This window comes from Aeromonas sp. ASNIH2, assembly GCF_002934795.1.
In the GTDB taxonomy this organism is placed as follows: domain Bacteria; phylum Pseudomonadota; class Gammaproteobacteria; order Enterobacterales; family Aeromonadaceae; genus Aeromonas; species Aeromonas caviae.
The window spans coordinates 1,028,639-1,044,718 of record NZ_CP026406.1 but is presented as its reverse complement, the minus strand read 5'-3'; the positions used below and the strand labels follow the sequence as shown (position 1 = coordinate 1,044,718).

Annotated in this window: 14 protein-coding genes; 10 read left to right on the top strand and 4 right to left on the bottom strand. The window is 58.6% G+C overall.

Annotated features, from left to right (window positions below; genetic code table 11):
* The first annotated feature begins 25 nt into the window (after positions 1-25).
* The 3 genes from C3F36_RS04745 to ptsG all read left to right on the top strand — a co-directional run bounded on the left by C3F36_RS04745 (position 26) and on the right by ptsG (position 4,218).
* Positions 26-1,300 (top strand): maltoporin, encoded by a 1,275-nt coding sequence (locus C3F36_RS04745; protein WP_103244426.1) that lies wholly within the window; start codon positions 26-28, stop codon positions 1,298-1,300.
* 182 nt (positions 1,301-1,482) lie between these two features.
* Complete coding sequence (locus C3F36_RS04740; protein ID WP_233759714.1) at positions 1,483-2,352, top strand: MalM family protein; 870 nt, start codon at positions 1,483-1,485, stop codon at positions 2,350-2,352.
* 432 nt (positions 2,353-2,784) lie between these two features.
* The gene (gene ptsG / locus C3F36_RS04735) at positions 2,785-4,218 is read left to right on the top strand and encodes a PTS glucose transporter subunit IIBC (protein ID WP_104454583.1); all 1,434 of its coding nucleotides are present in this window, start codon (positions 2,785-2,787) and stop codon (positions 4,216-4,218) included.
* Between the two features lie 163 nt (positions 4,219-4,381).
* Here ptsG and C3F36_RS04730 read toward each other — a convergent pair whose 3' ends face one another.
* The 4 genes from C3F36_RS04730 to map all read right to left on the bottom strand — a co-directional run bounded on the left by C3F36_RS04730 (position 4,382) and on the right by map (position 9,541).
* A complete protein-coding gene (locus C3F36_RS04730) occupies positions 4,382-4,765 on the bottom strand; it encodes a DUF3461 family protein (protein WP_039039426.1) in 384 nt (127 codons plus the stop codon).
* A gap of 274 nt (positions 4,766-5,039) precedes the next feature.
* On the bottom strand, positions 5,040-5,867 hold the full coding sequence (gene dapD, locus C3F36_RS04725) for a 2,3,4,5-tetrahydropyridine-2,6-dicarboxylate N-succinyltransferase (protein WP_104454582.1): 828 nt from the start codon (positions 5,865-5,867) through the stop codon (positions 5,040-5,042).
* 178 nt (positions 5,868-6,045) lie between these two features.
* Positions 6,046-8,688, bottom strand: a complete 2,643-nt coding sequence (glnD, locus tag C3F36_RS04720; protein ID WP_010673401.1) for a bifunctional uridylyltransferase/uridylyl-removing protein GlnD — start codon at positions 8,686-8,688, stop codon at positions 6,046-6,048.
* Between the two features lie 64 nt (positions 8,689-8,752).
* On the bottom strand, positions 8,753-9,541 hold the full coding sequence (gene map, locus C3F36_RS04715) for a type I methionyl aminopeptidase (RefSeq protein ID WP_043152303.1): 789 nt from the start codon (positions 9,539-9,541) through the stop codon (positions 8,753-8,755).
* 358 nt (positions 9,542-9,899) lie between these two features.
* On the opposite strand from map, the gene rpsB reads away from it, so the two are divergent.
* The 7 genes from rpsB (at position 9,900) to ispC (ending at position 16,071) form a co-directional block, all read left to right on the top strand.
* Entirely contained in the window at positions 9,900-10,628 is a 729-nt protein-coding gene (gene rpsB, locus C3F36_RS04710) for a 30S ribosomal protein S2 (RefSeq protein WP_010673403.1), read from the top strand.
* Positions 10,629-10,732: 104 nt separating this feature from the next.
* Entirely contained in the window at positions 10,733-11,614 is an 882-nt protein-coding gene (gene tsf, locus C3F36_RS04705) for a translation elongation factor Ts (RefSeq protein ID WP_010673404.1), read from the top strand.
* 71 nt (positions 11,615-11,685) lie between these two features.
* Positions 11,686-12,420, top strand: a complete 735-nt coding sequence (gene pyrH / locus C3F36_RS04700) for a UMP kinase (protein WP_010673405.1) — start codon at positions 11,686-11,688, stop codon at positions 12,418-12,420.
* A gap of 95 nt (positions 12,421-12,515) precedes the next feature.
* The gene (gene frr, locus C3F36_RS04695; protein WP_010673406.1) at positions 12,516-13,073 is read left to right on the top strand and encodes a ribosome recycling factor; all 558 of its coding nucleotides are present in this window, start codon (positions 12,516-12,518) and stop codon (positions 13,071-13,073) included.
* Positions 13,074-13,145: 72 nt separating this feature from the next.
* On the top strand, positions 13,146-13,922 hold the full coding sequence (gene uppS / locus C3F36_RS04690; protein ID WP_039039427.1) for a polyprenyl diphosphate synthase: 777 nt from the start codon (positions 13,146-13,148) through the stop codon (positions 13,920-13,922).
* 27 nt (positions 13,923-13,949) lie between these two features.
* Positions 13,950-14,807 (top strand): phosphatidate cytidylyltransferase, encoded by an 858-nt coding sequence (locus C3F36_RS04685; RefSeq protein ID WP_039039428.1) that lies wholly within the window; start codon positions 13,950-13,952, stop codon positions 14,805-14,807.
* Between the two features lie 67 nt (positions 14,808-14,874).
* Entirely contained in the window at positions 14,875-16,071 is a 1,197-nt protein-coding gene (ispC, locus tag C3F36_RS04680) for a 1-deoxy-D-xylulose-5-phosphate reductoisomerase (protein WP_104454581.1), read from the top strand.
* The last annotated feature ends 9 nt before the right edge of the window (positions 16,072-16,080 follow it).

The window sequence follows — 16,080 nt, the reverse complement described above, 5'->3', positions numbered from 1 at the left end:
CTCAGCGGGAATAAGGAAAATGAAAATGAAAGCAAAGTGGCTCCCGATCGCTGCAGCAGTAACCGCAGCCCTGGCTTCCCAAGCCGCCTTCGCCGTTGATTTCCACGGCTACATGCGTTCCGGTGTCGGTACTTCCGATAACGGCAGCCTGCAAACCTATTCCAAGGCGAAAGTCGGTCGTCTGGGCAATGAAGCCGAGACCTACGGCGAAGTCCAGCTAGGTCAAGAGGCTTACAACAAGGACGGCAAGTCTTTCTACGTAGACTCCATGTTTGCAATGGTTTCTGGTCAGCAAGGTCGCGACTGGGAAAGCACTAGCGGTAGTGATGCCGACTTTGCCCTGCGCCAATTCAACGTCCAGGCCAAAGGCGTGCTGGGCTTCGCGCCGGAAGCCACTCTGTGGGCCGGTAAGCGTTACTATCAACGTCACGACATCCACATCTCCGACTTCTACTACTGGGATGTGTCTGGTGCCGGTGCTGGTGTAGAAAATATCCAGGCTGGTCCGGGCAAGCTCTCTTTTGCATGGCTGCGTAACGACCCGTGGGATGATTACGATCAGTTTGTAGGTGGTGTTGGTGTCGACAAGCGTGTTGATACGGACGTACTGGACCTGCGTTATGCCGGTATCCCGCTGTGGAAAGACGGCTCCCTGGAGCTGGGATATGACTACGCCCGCGGTAACCTGACCGATGAGCAGAAAGCGGCTCTGGGCAGCAAAGATTACGAGAAAAACGGCCACATGCTGACCGCCGAGCTGACCCAATCCATGCTGGGTGGCTTCAACAAGACCGTGGTTCAGTATTTCGCCGACGGTTATGCCGCTCAGGCTGTTGACTACGGTAGCGGTTCTGGCAGCGGCCTGAGCCAATCTGCCGCCAAGGGCGATGGCTGGCGCTTCATCAACTGGGGCGTGCTGCCCGTTGGCGATAAGGTCGAGTTCGGTCATCAGCTGGTTTACGGTACTGCCAGTGATATTGACAATGACAGCGCTGACAAAGACACCTTCTCCGTTGTCGTTCGCCCGATGTACAAGTGGAATGACACCATGAAGACCATCGCCGAGCTTGGCTATCACCATGACAGCTACAAGCCGAACAATGGCACCGAAACCAGCACCATCGGTAAGAAATACACCCTGGCTCAGGCCTGGTCCGCTGGCTCCAGCTTCTGGGCCCGCCCGGAAATCCGCGTATATGCTTCCTACCTGGATTCTGACGGCCAGTTCCGCCCGGATGACAATGGCGTGAAGCAGGACGACTCCTGGAACTTCGGTGTTCAAGCTGAAGCTTGGTGGTAATCTGTTGACGTCATGACTGCAAGTGCCCCCGCATGACGGGGGCTCTTTTTTTACAACACGTTTCTTAGGGTCACGCGATGAGATATTCCAGATTAGCCTTGACTGTATTCTGTTCTGTTGTGCTGGGTGGGTGCGCCACGTTGGAAACGACGGTAGCGCCGACTCAGGAGTTCAAGTCCATCATGGGAAATCGCGACGTTGCGATGAGCCAATTGGCTACGGTTGGCAGCTGCTGTCGCGATGTCTCCAGTCTGCCGTTCCAGGACATACAACCGGGCGCAACTAAGCTTATCCCCATTGATGACAGCTCCCCCGTTTACGCTTTCAGCGAAGGGAAAAGCCACTTTGCCGCCTTCCGGTTGCCGGTCAACTCCGGTGACCTGCGCATCACGGTTGATGGCTTGATCGACAAATCGCTGTTCAACCCGACCGTCTTGATGCTGGATTCCAAATTCAATGTGACCCGCAAGTTGGGCAGCGACGTGTTCAAGTACGAGCCTGCACGCATGCTGCAAGGGGATCGCATGGAAGCCGTGTTTACCGTGGATCGCTCCTATGTTGGTAACCCCAATAACGAAAGTTACATGGTGATCTACACAGACCAGAGCGGTCTGGACAAAACAACCACCATCCTTAGCCCTTCCAAGCTGATGACCAAGTCGCTGGGGGTGGTTGATTATGGTGAAAAAGACCCCGTCATTCCGCACTCCCCCTGGGGCGTGGTCAGCCTCTCTGTGGAGGACTTGAGTGGTGTCAAAACCGAGAGCAACTATTACAAGCCTGTCTATCAGGATGTGATTGATGCCAACACCCCGGTAGTCAACACGGCACCAAACAAGCTTGTCGTGCCCCTGGCGACCGCCGGCGCAGTCAAGAGCAGTGCCCCCATGCTGAGCGAAACCGAGGCCTTCTATCAATCCCAGATCGAAAAAGCGGTGAAAGCCGGTGATATCGACAAGGCGATGCAACTGGTCAGCGAGGCGGAGCGGGCCGGTTCGACCAAGGCGAAATCGATCTTTATTGATGCGGTGAAGCGTTCCCAAAAGGGCTGAATATTGCCCGGCCTTTAAAATATAATATTTATTTGAGGCCTCCCTTGTTGGAGGCCTTTTTAATCGGTAGACTAAAATAGAAAAAACAGCAAATGGTTACATTAAGTTACAGTGTGTTTCGTTGGGTATTGGTTTGATTGGCTAAAATACAATGCGAAACAGCACTTTTCATATTTATGGTTTAGCATGAAGATGCCGAAATATATCCGTAATTAGCCGAAAATTCCCGCCGAAATTATCTTGTGATCTCCCCTCCAAATTTTTTATTCGCTTACCCCTGATGGAAGATATTTGCGATCTGCTGGGTTATATTCAGCTGGTCAAAATAAACAAACCCGCGTCGAATTCATGCCGATGAGAGATGATGTTGATGATCGTCTATAAATTGGACTGAAGCGTCTACGGTAAGACATTCCATTCAGGAGCGCACACATGTTAAAAAATGCTTTCTCTAATCTGCAAAAGGTCGGTAAGGCGCTGATGCTGCCCGTATCGGTCTTGCCCGTTGCAGGTATTCTGCTGGGGGTGGGTGCTGCCCACTTCAGCTGGTTGCCGGAAATCGTCTCCCAACTGATGGAGCAGGCCGGTGGTTCCGTATTTGGTCAGATGGCCCTGCTGTTCGCCGTGGGCGTCGCCCTTGGCTTCACCAATAACGACGGTGTTTCCGGCCTGTCCGCCATCGTCGGCTACGGCATCATGACTGCCACCCTGACTGTGATGGCGCCTGTGATGGGTGTCGAGAAGATCGATACCGGTGTGCTGGGTGGTATCCTCGCCGGTGGCGTGGCTGCCTGGGCGTTCAATCGCTTCTACAAGATCCAGCTGCCAGAGTACCTCGGCTTCTTCGCTGGCAAGCGCGCCGTGCCCATCATCACCGGTTTTGTTTCCATCGGTCTGGGTGTCGTGCTCTCCTTCATCTGGCCGCCTATTGGTGGTGCCATCGGTGCCTTCTCCGACTGGGCTGCCAACCAGAACCCGGTCCTGGCCTTCGGCATCTACGGCGTGGTTGAGCGCTCCCTGATCCCGTTCGGTCTGCACCACATCTGGAACGTGCCGTTCTTCTATCAGGCTGGTACCTGCGTCAACGCCGCCGGTGAAACCGTACACGGCATCATGACCTGCTTCCTGACTGCTGATGACGCTTCCCGTGCTGCCGGTAACGGCTTCGGTCAACTGGCGGGTGGCTACCTGTTCAAGATGTTTGGTCTGCCTGCTGCCGCGTTTGCCATTGCGCACTCCGCCAAGCCGGAAAACCGCGCCAAGATCGTAGGTATCATGGCTTCTGCTGCCCTGACCTCCTTCCTGACCGGTATCACCGAGCCTATCGAATTCTCCTTCCTGTTCGTGGCCCCGGTACTGTACGCCATCCACGCTCTGCTGGCAGGTCTGGCCTATGTCCTGACCAACATGCTGGGTGTCGTTCACGGTCACACCTTCTCCAACGGCTTCATCGACTTCGTGGTGCAATCTCCGCGTGCCGACAACATGCTGCTGCTGGTGGGTCTGGGTCTGGTCTACGCGGTCATCTACTACGTGGTCTTCACCGTGGTTATCCGTGCCATGAACCTGAAAACCCCGGGTCGTGAAGACGAAGCTGCCCAAGAGTCCTCTGCCGGTCAAAGCAAGGACGAGATGTCTGCTGCACTGGTCTCCGCCTTCGGTGGCAAAGAGAACATCGCCTCTCTGGACGCCTGCATCACCCGTCTGCGTGTCGGTGTGAAGGATGTGGCCAAGGTTGACCAGGCTGGTCTGAAGAAGCTGGGTGCCGCCGGTGTGGTGTTGGCGGGTTCCGGTGTACAAGCCATCTTCGGCACCAAGTCCGACAACCTGAAAACTGAAATGGACATCTGGATGAAGAGCAACTGATTGTCGCTCCGATATCCGAGTTCCGAAAAGGGAGGCGCAAGCCTCCCTTTTTGCTGGGTTGCGTTTGGTGGCGGGACATGTGCGGGGGCTTTCCTGGCGGCGCCAGCATGGTGTGACCCAATGAAAAAGGCGCCCCTGGGCGCCTTTGCTGCATCAGACCGGCTTAAAGCTTTTCGAGATCCCGTTCTATCTCGCTGATCTTGTTCTGCACCACTTTTTCCAGATGACGCAAGTCGCGCAGTATTTTCTGCTTGATGTCCGGATCGGCGGAAGGCTGGCCGCCCTGGGTCAGATTGTCCAGCTCATCCACCACGTATTTGAGGTTGGCGTTGATCTCGGTGACATCTTTGTACTCATGGGTCCCCGAGTCGACCAGCATGGTCTTGCGCTGGCGGGGGTATTTGAATTTGACGCTCTTGGCGAAGAATTCACCCTTCTGCTTCTTGAAATAGATCTTGAGGATGTCGTGGTTGGCTTCCTGGCGCAGGGTGTAGCTGTCCACCGAGGTGGGTTCCTGGATCCCCAGGCTCTTGAGATTCTCGTACATCGGGCTTCCTTGGTTTGAAACGATCCTGACCCCTCTATCTTACCCGAGTCCGGACGCCTTGCCTGTGACAGGCGCGCCAAATTCAAATTGGTGTCAAAAAGGTCTTCTTTAATCAATGAGCCAAGGGGAGGGGTGAACGCCTTGCCAGCACTGCCATAAGCGGTATCGTCTCATGGGGGTGTGCAGTGCTGGTGGGGCAGGGGAGTTGGCGTCCACCCATGAGAGCGGGCATGAAAAAGGGCACCAGAGGTGCCCTTGATGACATCGGCGTGGATTACTCGTCGATGGAGCGCAGCAGGGCGTTGATGCCGACCTTGGCGCGGGTCTTGGCATCCACCTTCTTGACGATGACGGCGGCGTAGAGGCTGTACTTGCCGCACTTGGAGGGCAGGGAGCCGGAAACGACCACGGAGCCGGCCGGGACGCGGCCGTAGTGGATTTCACCGGTTTCGCGGTCATAGATGCGGGTGGACTGGCCGATGAAGACCCCCATGGAGATGACGGAGCCCTCCTCGACGATCACCCCTTCAACCACCTCGGAACGGGCACCGATGAAGCAGTTGTCTTCGATGATGGTCGGGTTGGCCTGCAGTGGCTCCAGTACGCCGCCGATGCCGACGCCGCCGGAGAGGTGCACATTCTTGCCGATCTGGGCGCAGGAGCCCACGGTGGCCCAGGTGTCGACCATGGTGCCTTCATCGACGAAGGCGCCGATGTTGACGTAGGAGGGCATCAGCACGGTGTTCGGGGCGATGAAGGAGCCTTTGCGCGCGGTCGCGGGCGGCACGACGCGTACACCGGCAGCCTTGAACTGCTCTTCGGTGTAGTTGGAGAACTTCAGGGGAACCTTGTCGTAGTACTGGGCATCGTCGCCCTTGATGATGCCGTTGTCGTTGATGCGGAAGGAGAGCAGCACGGCCTTCTTCAGCCACTGGTGGACGACCCACTCGCCGGCAATCTTCTCGGCAACCCGGGCTTTGCCGGAGTCCAGCAGGTCGATGGCTTCCAGAATGGCGGCCTTGGTGGTGGCATCGACGGAGCCGGGGGTGATGGAGTCACGGCGCTCGAAGGCCGCTTCGATGGTCTGTTGCAACTGGGTCATGACAGGTTTCCTTTATAAAATTCTGTTTGTTGTATCACACTTTTCCAATCGTTTTTAAGGGCTCTCGCCGATTTCTTCAGAATTAGGGCGATTTATTGTACTTGAGTGGTCCAACCATTTGTTCTGATTGAGGAATCAATACGTCAAAAAGCCTCTTTCGAGGCTTCATCCGAGCGTGTCAGGCGCTCTCGCCAAGCGGTTCCTGGGGGTTGAGCTGATTGACCAGCCTCTCCTCGAGGGCTTGCTGCTCCTCCGGGTTCAGCGGCTCTCCGGCCAGGGTGGTGAGGCTGAAGAAGTCCTCCACCCGCTCACCGATGGTGGTGATCTTGGCGGCATGGAGGGAGAGGCCGCACTGCTGGAACACGGCACCGATACGGGCCAATAGGCCCGGAGTGTCCAGGGCCGTCAGCTCCAGCAGGGTGTGGCGGTTTTCCCCCTTGTGGGGCAGGAAGACCACCCTGGTCGGCACGCTGAACTGGCGGTGGCGTCTGGACAGGGGCTTGCTGCGCAGCACCAGCTTGCCCGGCTCCTGAAGGGCTTTCTCCAGCGCCTTCTTGATGGTGGCGGTACGGTTGGGGCTGATGGGCTCGCCGTTCGGTTCCAGCACGATGAAGGTGTCGAGCACGTAGTCGTTGCGCGAATTCATGATCTGGGCGTCGTGGATGCTGAGGTTCTTCTGATCCAGTGCCGAAGCCACGGTGGCAAAGAGGTTGGGGGTATCGCGGCAATAGATGAACACCTCGCTACCGCCCCGTATGGGATGCTTGCCGATGAGCACCAGGGGGGCCGGGTTGTCACCGTGGGCGATGATCTTGCGGCAGTGCCAGGCGATCTGCTCCGGGCTGTGGCGCAGGAAGTAATCGGCCTTGAAGTCGTTCCAGAGGGCGGTGACCGCCTCCTGTGGCACCTCGCGCTGGGTCAGGATCTGCCTGGCCTGGCGCTGGTTTTCACGGATCTTGAGACGCATGTCCGGCGGGTTTTCCAACCCCTGGCGCAGGGCCTTTTGGGTGGCGAAGTAGAGTTCGCGCAGCAGGGTGCCCTTCCAGTCGTTCCACAGACTGTCGTTGGTGGCACAGATGTCGGCCACGGTCAGGCAATAGAGCAGGTCGAGGTGCAATTCATCCCGCACCTTCTGGGCGAAGTCGGTGACCACGTCCGGGTCGTAGATGTCGCGGCGCTGGGCGGTGACCGACATCAGCAGATGGTGGCGCACCAGCCAGGCGACCAGTCGGCTCTCGTAGCGATCCAGCCCGTGCAACTGGCAGAACTCCAGCGCATCCACGGCCCCGAGTTCGGAATGATCGCCACGCCTGCCCTTGGCGATGTCGTGGAAGAGGGCGGCGATGCTGAGCAGCTCGGGCTTGCGCAACTGGGTGAACACCTCGTGGCAGAGCGGGTGAGTCTGGCGGCTGGCTGGATTCGGGAAGCGATGGATGTTCTGCAGCAGCCGATGGGTGTGCTCGTCCACCGTGTAGGCGTGGAACATGTCGAACTGCATCTGGCCGACGATGAGGTTCCACTGGGGCAGGTAGGCCGCGAGGATCCCGTACTTGTGCATCAGGGTGAGCGGCTGGCCGATGCCGTTGGGGTGGCGCAGGAGCGCCATGAAGAGACGGCGGCACTCGGGTAGATCTTGCAGCCAGCAGTTGAGGGTGCGTCTGGCCTCGCGCAACTGGCGCAAGGTGGCGGAGTGGATGCCGGCAATCTCCGGGTGCTGGGCTATCTGGTAGAAGAGTCGCAGGATGGCGGCAGGATCCCGGCCGAACAGCTCGGAGTCCACCGCATCGATGAGGCGGCCGCGCAGCTGGAATTCGTCGCTGATGCGGCGCACGTCCATGGCGGTGTTGCCAAGAATGGCCTCGTCAAAGAGTTGCAGCAGCATCTCGTTGAGCTCGGCCACCCGTCGCACCGTCTGGTAGAAGCGCTTCATCATCTGCTCGACCGGGCCGTTTCCTTCCCCCTCGAACCCCAGCATCTGGGCCACGGTGCGCTGGCGGTCGAACAAGAGGCGGTTGTCCCCCTTGTTGATGGCCATGTGCAGGGCGAAGCGCACCTTCCACAGGAAATTCTGACAGTCGAGCAGCTCCCGGTACTCGGCCCGGTTGAGAAAACCGTGGCTGGTCATCTCGAACAGGGTGGTGGCGCCGAAGTGGCGGCGGGCGACCCAGGCCAGGGTCTGGATGTCGCGAAGGCCCCCGGGATTGTTCTTGAGATCCGGCTCCAGCTTGTAGGCGGTGCCGAGAAACTGCTGGTGGCGCAGAGCCTGCTCTTCGCGTTTGGCACGAAAGAAGGCTTCGCTCGGCCAGAAGTGCTGGGGCTGGGTGGCAGCCTGCAACTGCTCGAATCCCGCCAAGCGACCCGTGATGTAACGGGCCTCGATGAGGTTGGTGGCAACCGTGATGTCGTTGCGACCCTGCTCGATGCACTCGGCCACGTTGCGCACCGACTGCCCCACTTCCAGCTTGAGATCCCACAAGAGGGTGATGAACTCGCCGATGCGAAGCCCCAGCACCTCGTCCAGTTCATCTCCTTCGTAGAGGATCAGCAGGTCGATATCGGAGTGGGGATGGAGTTCGCCGCGGCCATAGCCGCCTACCGCGATCAGGGTGAGCTCGGTCCTGTCGAAGCCGAACTTGTGCCAGAGCCTGGTCAGCAGCGCGTCCATGTATTCGGAGCGGGTGGCCACCAGTTCGATGATGTTGTCACCGGCGTCGAAGCGCTCATGCAGCCAGGCGAGAAAGCGGCTCAGATACTCCTTGCAGTTGTCACGGGTGAGCTGATCGTCTGGGAGCAGATGGGGAGAAAGCAGGCTGGCATCCATGGCATGTCACACTCTCGGTCGGGCCGGGTAAAGAGCAACCCCGGCGCGCGGCCGGGGTTGAATGTCAAACGTGGTGGATAAAACGCTCGATAGTGTCGTCGGGGCGCAGGGTCAGGACCTCGCAGCCATCCTCGGTCACCAGCAGGGTGTGCTCCCATTGGGCGGAGTCGCCGCCGTCCTTGGTGGTCACGGTCCAGCCATCCTTCGGATTGACCTTGCAGTGGTACTTCTTGCTGTTGACCATGGGCTCGATGGTGAAGCACATGCCCGCTTTCAGCTCCAGCTTGCCGCCGTTGCGGTAGTGGAGGATCTGCGGCTCTTCGTGGAACTCGGCACCGATGCCATGGCCGCAGTAGTCGCGTACCACGGAGAAGCCGGCCTGCTCGACGATGGGCTGGATGACGGCGCCGATCTCGGTGATGCACATGCCCGGGCGCACCCGCTTGATGGCGGCATAGAGGCTATCCTGGGCCACCTTGCAGAGCTGGCGGCGCAGGGGGGTGGTCTGGCCCACGATGAACATGGCGGAGGTATCGCCGTGATAGCCATCCTTGATGACGGTGATGTCCAGATTGATGATGTCCCCTTCCCGCAGCTTCTTGTGGTTCGGGATGCCATGGCAGATGACATCGTTCACCGAAGTACAGATGGACTTGGGGAAGCCGTGGTAATTGAGCGGCGCGGGGATGGCCTGCTGCACGTCGACGATGTAGTCGTGGCAGAGGGTATTCAGTTCGTCTGTGGTGACGCCCGCCTTGACGTGGGGGGCGATCATGACCAGCACGTCGGCGGCCAGCTGGCCGGCGACACGCATTTTTTCAATCTCTTCCGGTGTCTTGATTTTAATGGACATGGGATCTCTCTTGGGGCCTGATTGCGCATCCTGCCGATGCCCAACAACCAGGTAATGAAAAATAGATGCGTTTGCAATCAGGGCGAAATTTTATCCCCAACCCCCGTTTACTTCCAGTGTGATCGTCATCGCAACGTCATCAGGCGGTCGCACCATGGTCCGGGATCCATTTTTAGCACCCGGGCTGGTGGTGTCATGACCAAAGTTATGGTATAAAGCGCGCCGGAATGGGGAACTCGTGTCCTCATGCCATCACCCTTACTCAACAACACACACACATCGACACATATGCCGGGGTGCCTTAACGGGTCGGTTATATGGGATGTGTGGAGGCCTAACCCCAATACAGAGGTATAAAATGGCTAAAGTTTCTATGCGCGACATGCTGCAAGCCGGCGTTCACTTCGGTCACCAGACTCGTTACTGGAACCCGAAAATGAAGTCCTACATCTTCGGCGCCCGCAGCAAAGTTCACATCATCAACCTGGAAAAAACCGTTCCGATGTTTGACGATGCCATGAACTTCATCAGCTCCGTAGCTGCCAAGAAAGGCAAGGTGCTGTTCGTAGGTACCAAGCGTGCCGCGTCTGAAGCCGTCAAAGAAGCCGCTGAGCGTTGCGACCAGTTCTATGTTAACCACCGCTGGCTGGGCGGCATGCTGACTAACTGGAAAACCGTTCGTCAGTCCATCAAGCGCCTGAAAGATCTGGAAACCCAGAGCGAAGACGGTACCTTCGACAAGCTGACCAAGAAAGAGGCGCTGATGCGTACTCGCGAAATGGAAAAGCTGGAGAAGAGCCTGGGTGGTATCAAGAACATGGGCGGCCTGCCTGACGTTCTGTTCGTTGTCGATGCCGACCACGAGCACATCGCTATCAAAGAAGCCAACAACCTGGGTATCCCGGTAGTTTCCATCGTTGATACCAACTCCAACCCGGACGGCGTTGACTATGTCATCCCGGGTAACGACGACGCTATCCGTGCCGTACAGCTGTATCTGAACGCTGCTGCTGACACCGTTCTGGAAGCCCGTGAGCAGGACATCGTTGTTCAAGCCGAACAAGATGGCTTCGTTGAAGCTGAGTAATTGATAAGGACTGAAAAGCCCTTATTAACCAAGCTGATGTAATTGGTTAGCAGGGGCCCTTGTGGCCCCTGTTTCTTGTCAATTCAAGACCGAGGATACTGGACATGGCAAACATTTCTGCCGCCCTGGTAAAAGAACTGCGCGAGCGCACCGCCGCTGGCATGATGGATTGCAAAAAAGCGCTGGAAGAAGCCAACGGTGATATCGAGCTGGCTATCGAGAACATGCGTAAATCCGGTCAGGCCAAGGCCGCCAAGAAAGCTGGCCGTATCGCCGCTGAAGGTGTGATCTTCGCCCGTACCGAAGGCAACGTTGCCGTCATGATCGAGCTGAACTGCGAGACTGACTTCGTTTCCAAGGATGCCGGTTTCCTGGCCATGGGTCAGAAGATCGTCGAGATCGCTGCTACCCAGAAAATCGCTGACGTTGACGCGCTGAAAGCCGCCGACTTCGGCAACGGCGAGTCCGTCGAGCTGACCATCACCAACCTGATCGCCAAGATCGGTGAGAACATGAACCTGCGTCGCGTGATGCTGGTTGAAGGTGACAACCTGGGCACCTACGTTCACGGCTCCCGCATCGGTGTTATCACCAAGCTGGTTGGCGGTACCGACGAGCTGGCCAAAGATCTGGCCATGCACGTTGCTGCCAACAGCCCGCAATTCGTCAAACCGGAAGACGTGTCTGCCGAAGTCGTTGCCAAAGAGCGCGAAATCCAGATCGACATCGCCATCAACTCCGGCAAGCCGAAAGAGATCGCCGAGAAGATGGTTGAAGGCCGCATGAAGAAGTTCACCGGTGAGGTTTCCCTGACTGGTCAACCGTTCGTGAAAGATCCTTCCATGACCGTTGCCGAGCTGCTGAAGAAAGAAGGCGCTGACGTTGTTTCCTTCACCCGTTTCGAAGTGGGCGAAGGCATCGAGAAGCAAGAGACCGACTTCGCTGCTGAAGTAGCAGCCCAGATCGCGGCCGCTCAGAAGGCCTAATCGAACCGGTTTTTCCGTTTCCCCAGACCGCGACTTATGTCGCGGTCTTTATATGACCAGGAATCAGTGACATGAGTACCAATCCCAAGCCTGCATACAGACGTGTTCTTCTGAAGTTGAGTGGTGAAGCCCTGCAAGGATCCGAGGGTTTCGGCATTGATCCGGCGGTGCTGGAACGGATGGCCCAAGAGATCAAAGAGCTGGTTGAGCTGGGTGTTCAGGTCGGTCTGGTCATCGGTGGCGGCAACCTGTTCCGTGGTGCCGGCCTTGCCAAGGCAGGCATGAATCGCGTGGTGGGTGACCACATGGGCATGCTGGCGACCGTCATGAACGGCCTGGCCATGCGTGATGCCCTGCATCGTGCTTATGTGAATGCCCGCCTGATGTCGGCCATCTCCCTGCAAGGGGTCTGCGACTCCTACAGCTGGGCCGAAGCCATCAGCCAGCTGCGCGCCGGCAAGGTGGTGATCTTCTCTGCTGGTACCGGCAACCCCTTCTTTACCACCGACTCGGCAGCCTGCCTGCGCGGTATCGAGATCGAAGCCGACGTCGTGCTGAAAGCCACCAAGGTCGATGGCGTGTTCACCGATGACCCGGTCAAGAACCCGGATGCCGTGCTCTATCAGGAACTGAGTTATGATGAAGTTCTTGAAAAAGAACTCAAAGTGATGGATCTTGCTGCTTTTACCCTGGCCCGCGACCACGATCTGCCGATCCGGGTGTTCAACATGAACAAACCGGGCGCGCTGCGCCGCGTGATCATGGGTGAGCCGGAAGGTACCCTGATCCACCAGGCCAGCAAGTAAGGCAAGTGTGAGCCCCAGGCTCGCTTGTCCATTACGCCAGTCAACAAGATAGATACGAGCCGCCTGTCGGCTCGTTCGCCAAAAGGAAAACCACTGTGATCAACGAGATTAAAAACGACGCCAAGGACCGCATGGGCAAAAGCGTAGAGTCGCTGAAGACCCAGATGTCCAAGATCCGTACCGGCCGTGCTCACCCGAGCCTGCTCGACGGCATCCAGGTGGAGTATTACGGTGCTGCCACTCCTCTGAAGCAGTTGGCCAACGTGGTGGCAGAAGATGCCCGTACTCTCTCCATCTCCATCTTCGATCGCTCCATGATCCAGGCGGTGGAAAAAGCCATCCTGACCTCCGATCTGGGCCTGAACCCGTCCAGCAACGGCCAGACTCTGCGCGTGCCGCTGCCGCCGCTGACCGAAGAGCGTCGCCGTGATCTGACCAAGATCGTCCGTGCCGAAGCCGAAGGTGCCCGGGTTGCCATTCGCAACATCCGTCGCGATGCCAACGCCGATCTGAAAGCCCTGCTGAAAGAGAAAGAGATCTCCGAAGACGACGACCGTCGCGCCCAAGAAGAGATCCAGAAGCTGACCGATACCTTCATCAAGCTGGTGGATGACGCCCTGGTTGTGAAGGAAAAGGAGCTAATGGAAATCTAAGCCTCCGACAGGTATATTACGAGCGCCGTGTAGTGCCCCTGCACGGCGCTTTTGTCTTTGTGGGAGAAATGAATGTCGCTTTTGGCAGCGCTAGGCGATAGCGCCAGCTCGTCCTTGCCCCGTCATGTCGCCATCATCATGGATGGCAATGGTCGCTGGGCCCAGAACCGCGGCAAGATGCGGGTTTCCGGGCACAAGGCGGGCGTGAAATCCGTGCGTGAGGCCGTGGCCTTTGCCGCTCGTGCCAAGATGGAGGCGCTGACCCTGTTTGCGTTTTCCAGCGAGAACTGGCGCCGTCCGGAAGGGGAAGTAAACGCCCTGATGGAGTTGTTCATGACGGTGCTGGGTCGCGAGGTGAGCAAGTTGCACAGCAACGGCATTCGCCTTCGAGTGATTGGCGACACTGCCCGCTTCAGCGAGCGGCTGCAGGCCAAGATCGCCAAGGCCGAGGCCCTGACCGCCAACAATCAGGGATTGACCCTCAATATCGCCGCCAACTATGGCGGTCAGTGGGACATCGCCCAGGCGGCCCGGACCCTGGCACGCGCCGTGGCGGCGGGTGAACTGGATGCCGAGGCGGTCGACGAGGCGGCATTGGGTCGTCATGTCTGCATGGCTGATCTGCCCCCCGTGGATCTGTTGATCCGCACCGGCGGGGATCATCGCATCAGCAACTTTGTCCTGTGGCAGCTCGCCTATGCCGAACTCTATTTTACCCCGGTCCTGTGGCCCGATTTTGACGAGGCCGAGTTCAGTGGGGCAGTTGCCTCCTTCGTTGCTCGCGAGCGTCGCTTCGGGTGTACGGGTGAACAGATCCGGGAATTGATCGCCGCGCAACAGACCGGCTAAACCCCGCTCCCAAGAGAGAGGTTTCTTTTGCTAAAACAACGAATTATTACCGCATTACTGTTAGTACCCCTGGTGTTGGGGGCGCTGTTTTTTCTGCCGTTGAAATTCTTTGCCCTGCTCGCCGCCCTGGTCTTTCTGCTGGCCAGCCGTGAGTGGAGTGCCTTCGTCACTGCCCAGCCGCAACAGTGGTTGCCGCTGGTGTTCTGTCTGCTGCTGGGGGCCAGCCTGTTCTGGGTGCCCGTGGAGCAACTCTGGATCCCCCAACTGCATCCGCTGGTGATGGGCGTGCTCTGGACCGCTGTCAGCTGGTGGCTGCTGGGGCTGCTGCTGGTGCTGCGCTACCCGCAAAGCGCCAGGCTGTGGCGTGAATCCATCTGGCTCAAATCCCTGTTCGGTCTGGTGACCCTGGTTCCCTTCTTCTGGTCCCTGGTGGCCATTCGCGGTTACAACTTCTACCACGACCCCATGATGGGGGCCTGGATCCTGCTGTTCGTGATGGGACTGGTCTGGGCGGCAGATTCTGGCGCGTATTTTTTCGGCAAGGCGTTCGGCAAACACAAGCTGGCACCGGCCGTGAGCCCGGGTAAAACCATCGAAGGCATGCTGGGTGGGCTGTTTACCGCCAGCCTGCTGGCCATCGGCGTGACCTGGTTCATGGGCTTCGTGCCTGCCAAGATGGGCACCGTGCTGCTCTGTTCCCTGCTGGCGGTGCTGGCCTCCGTGCTCGGCGATCTGGCCGAGAGCATGTTCAAGCGGGAAGCCGGCATCAAGGATTCCGGCACCCTGTTGCCGGGCCATGGCGGCATTCTCGATCGCATCGACAGCCTGACGGCGGCGCTGCCCGTCTTCCTGCTCAGCTACCTGTTGCTCGGTCCGGAGTTTTGATGTTTCGCGCACTGATGATCCCGGGAGCGTCCCGCTCCATCAGTCTGTTACCCAATCAGGAGTCTTGATGCAAAACCTGGTGATCCTGGGAGCGTCAGGCTCCATCGGTCAGAGCACCCTCAAGGTACTGCGCCACAACCCCGGGCGCTGGCAGGTGCTGGCGCTGACCGCTGCCCGCAGCGTGGATGCCATGCTGCGCGACTGTCTCGAATTCTCCCCCCGGTTCGCCGTCATGGTGGACGAAGGCGCCGCCAGCGAGCTGGCGGGTCGGCTCAAGGCACACGGCAGCACCACCCGGGTGTTGTCCGGTCAGGCAGCCCTGTGCGACGTGGCTGCTCACCCTGATGCCCACAGCGTGATGGCGGCCATTGTCGGTGCGGCGGGTCTGGCACCCACCATGGCTGCCGTGCGCGCCGGCAAGCGCATTCTGCTGGCCAACAAGGAGGCGCTGGTGATGTCAGGCGCCTTCTTCATGGAGGCGGTGCGCGAGCACGGCGCCGAGCTGCTGCCCATCGACAGCGAACACAACGCCATCTTCCAGTGCCTGCCGGTCGACGTGCAGCGCCAGCCCGGTTTCTGCGATCTGGCCGGGGCGGGGATCAGCAAGATCCTGCTGACCGGCTCCGGCGGACCTTTCCGCTATGCCGATGTGGGTGAACTGCACCATGTCACCCCGGCGCAAGCCATTGCCCATCCCAACTGGTCCATGGGGGCCAAGATCTCGGTGGACTCCGCCACCATGATGAACAAGGGGCTGGAGTACATCGAGGCGCGCTGGCTGTTCAATGCGGCCCCCGAGCAGATCCAGGTGGTGATCCACCCCCAGTCCGTCATTCACTCCATGGTGCAGTACAAGGATGGCTCCGTGCTGGCCCAGCTCGGCAACCCGGACATGTGTACTCCCATTGCCCACGCTCTGGCCTATCCGGAACGGATCGAGTCCGGTGTGGAACCTTTGGATTTCTTCAGTGTCGGAGAGTTCAGCTTTATCCGGCCCGACTATGAGCGCTATCCCTGTCTGGCGCTGGCCATGAGGGCGTGCCAGCAGGGGCAGGGGGCGACCACCTCCCTCAATGCCGCCAACGAGGAGGCCGTCGCGGCTTTTCTTGCAGAGCGGATCGGATTTATGGATATTGCCAGAGTCAACGAATCCGTCATGGCCGAGCTGGGCAGCAGTGCCGCCGGCTCTCTGGCGGATCTCATCGCCCTGGACGGTACGGCCCGAGCCCGTGCCCAGCAACTGATAAAGGAGCTTGCCGTATGAACGGACTGT

What these genes read in the sequence shown, in the direction of transcription:
- C3F36_RS04730 (WP_039039426.1), bottom strand. Translation starts at nt 4,765, where the DNA reads ATGTACGAGAATCTCAAGAGCCTGGGGATCCAGGAACCCACCTCGGTG.
- C3F36_RS04745 (WP_103244426.1), top strand. Translation starts at nt 26, where the DNA reads ATGAAAGCAAAGTGGCTCCCGATCGCTGCAGCAGTAACCGCAGCCCTG.
- ispC (WP_104454581.1), top strand. Translation starts at nt 14,875, where the DNA reads ATGCAAAACCTGGTGATCCTGGGAGCGTCAGGCTCCATCGGTCAGAGC.
- dapD (WP_104454582.1), bottom strand. Translation starts at nt 5,867, where the DNA reads ATGACCCAGTTGCAACAGACCATCGAAGCGGCCTTCGAGCGCCGTGAC.
- tsf (WP_010673404.1), top strand. Translation starts at nt 10,733, where the DNA reads ATGGCAAACATTTCTGCCGCCCTGGTAAAAGAACTGCGCGAGCGCACC.
- uppS (WP_039039427.1), top strand. Translation starts at nt 13,146, where the DNA reads ATGTCGCTTTTGGCAGCGCTAGGCGATAGCGCCAGCTCGTCCTTGCCC.
- glnD (WP_010673401.1), bottom strand. Translation starts at nt 8,688, where the DNA reads ATGGATGCCAGCCTGCTTTCTCCCCATCTGCTCCCAGACGATCAGCTC.
- pyrH (WP_010673405.1), top strand. Translation starts at nt 11,686, where the DNA reads ATGAGTACCAATCCCAAGCCTGCATACAGACGTGTTCTTCTGAAGTTG.
- rpsB (WP_010673403.1), top strand. Translation starts at nt 9,900, where the DNA reads ATGGCTAAAGTTTCTATGCGCGACATGCTGCAAGCCGGCGTTCACTTC.
- C3F36_RS04740 (WP_233759714.1), top strand. Translation starts at nt 1,483, where the DNA reads ATGGGAAATCGCGACGTTGCGATGAGCCAATTGGCTACGGTTGGCAGC.
- map (WP_043152303.1), bottom strand. Translation starts at nt 9,541, where the DNA reads ATGTCCATTAAAATCAAGACACCGGAAGAGATTGAAAAAATGCGTGTC.
- ptsG (WP_104454583.1), top strand. Translation starts at nt 2,785, where the DNA reads ATGTTAAAAAATGCTTTCTCTAATCTGCAAAAGGTCGGTAAGGCGCTG.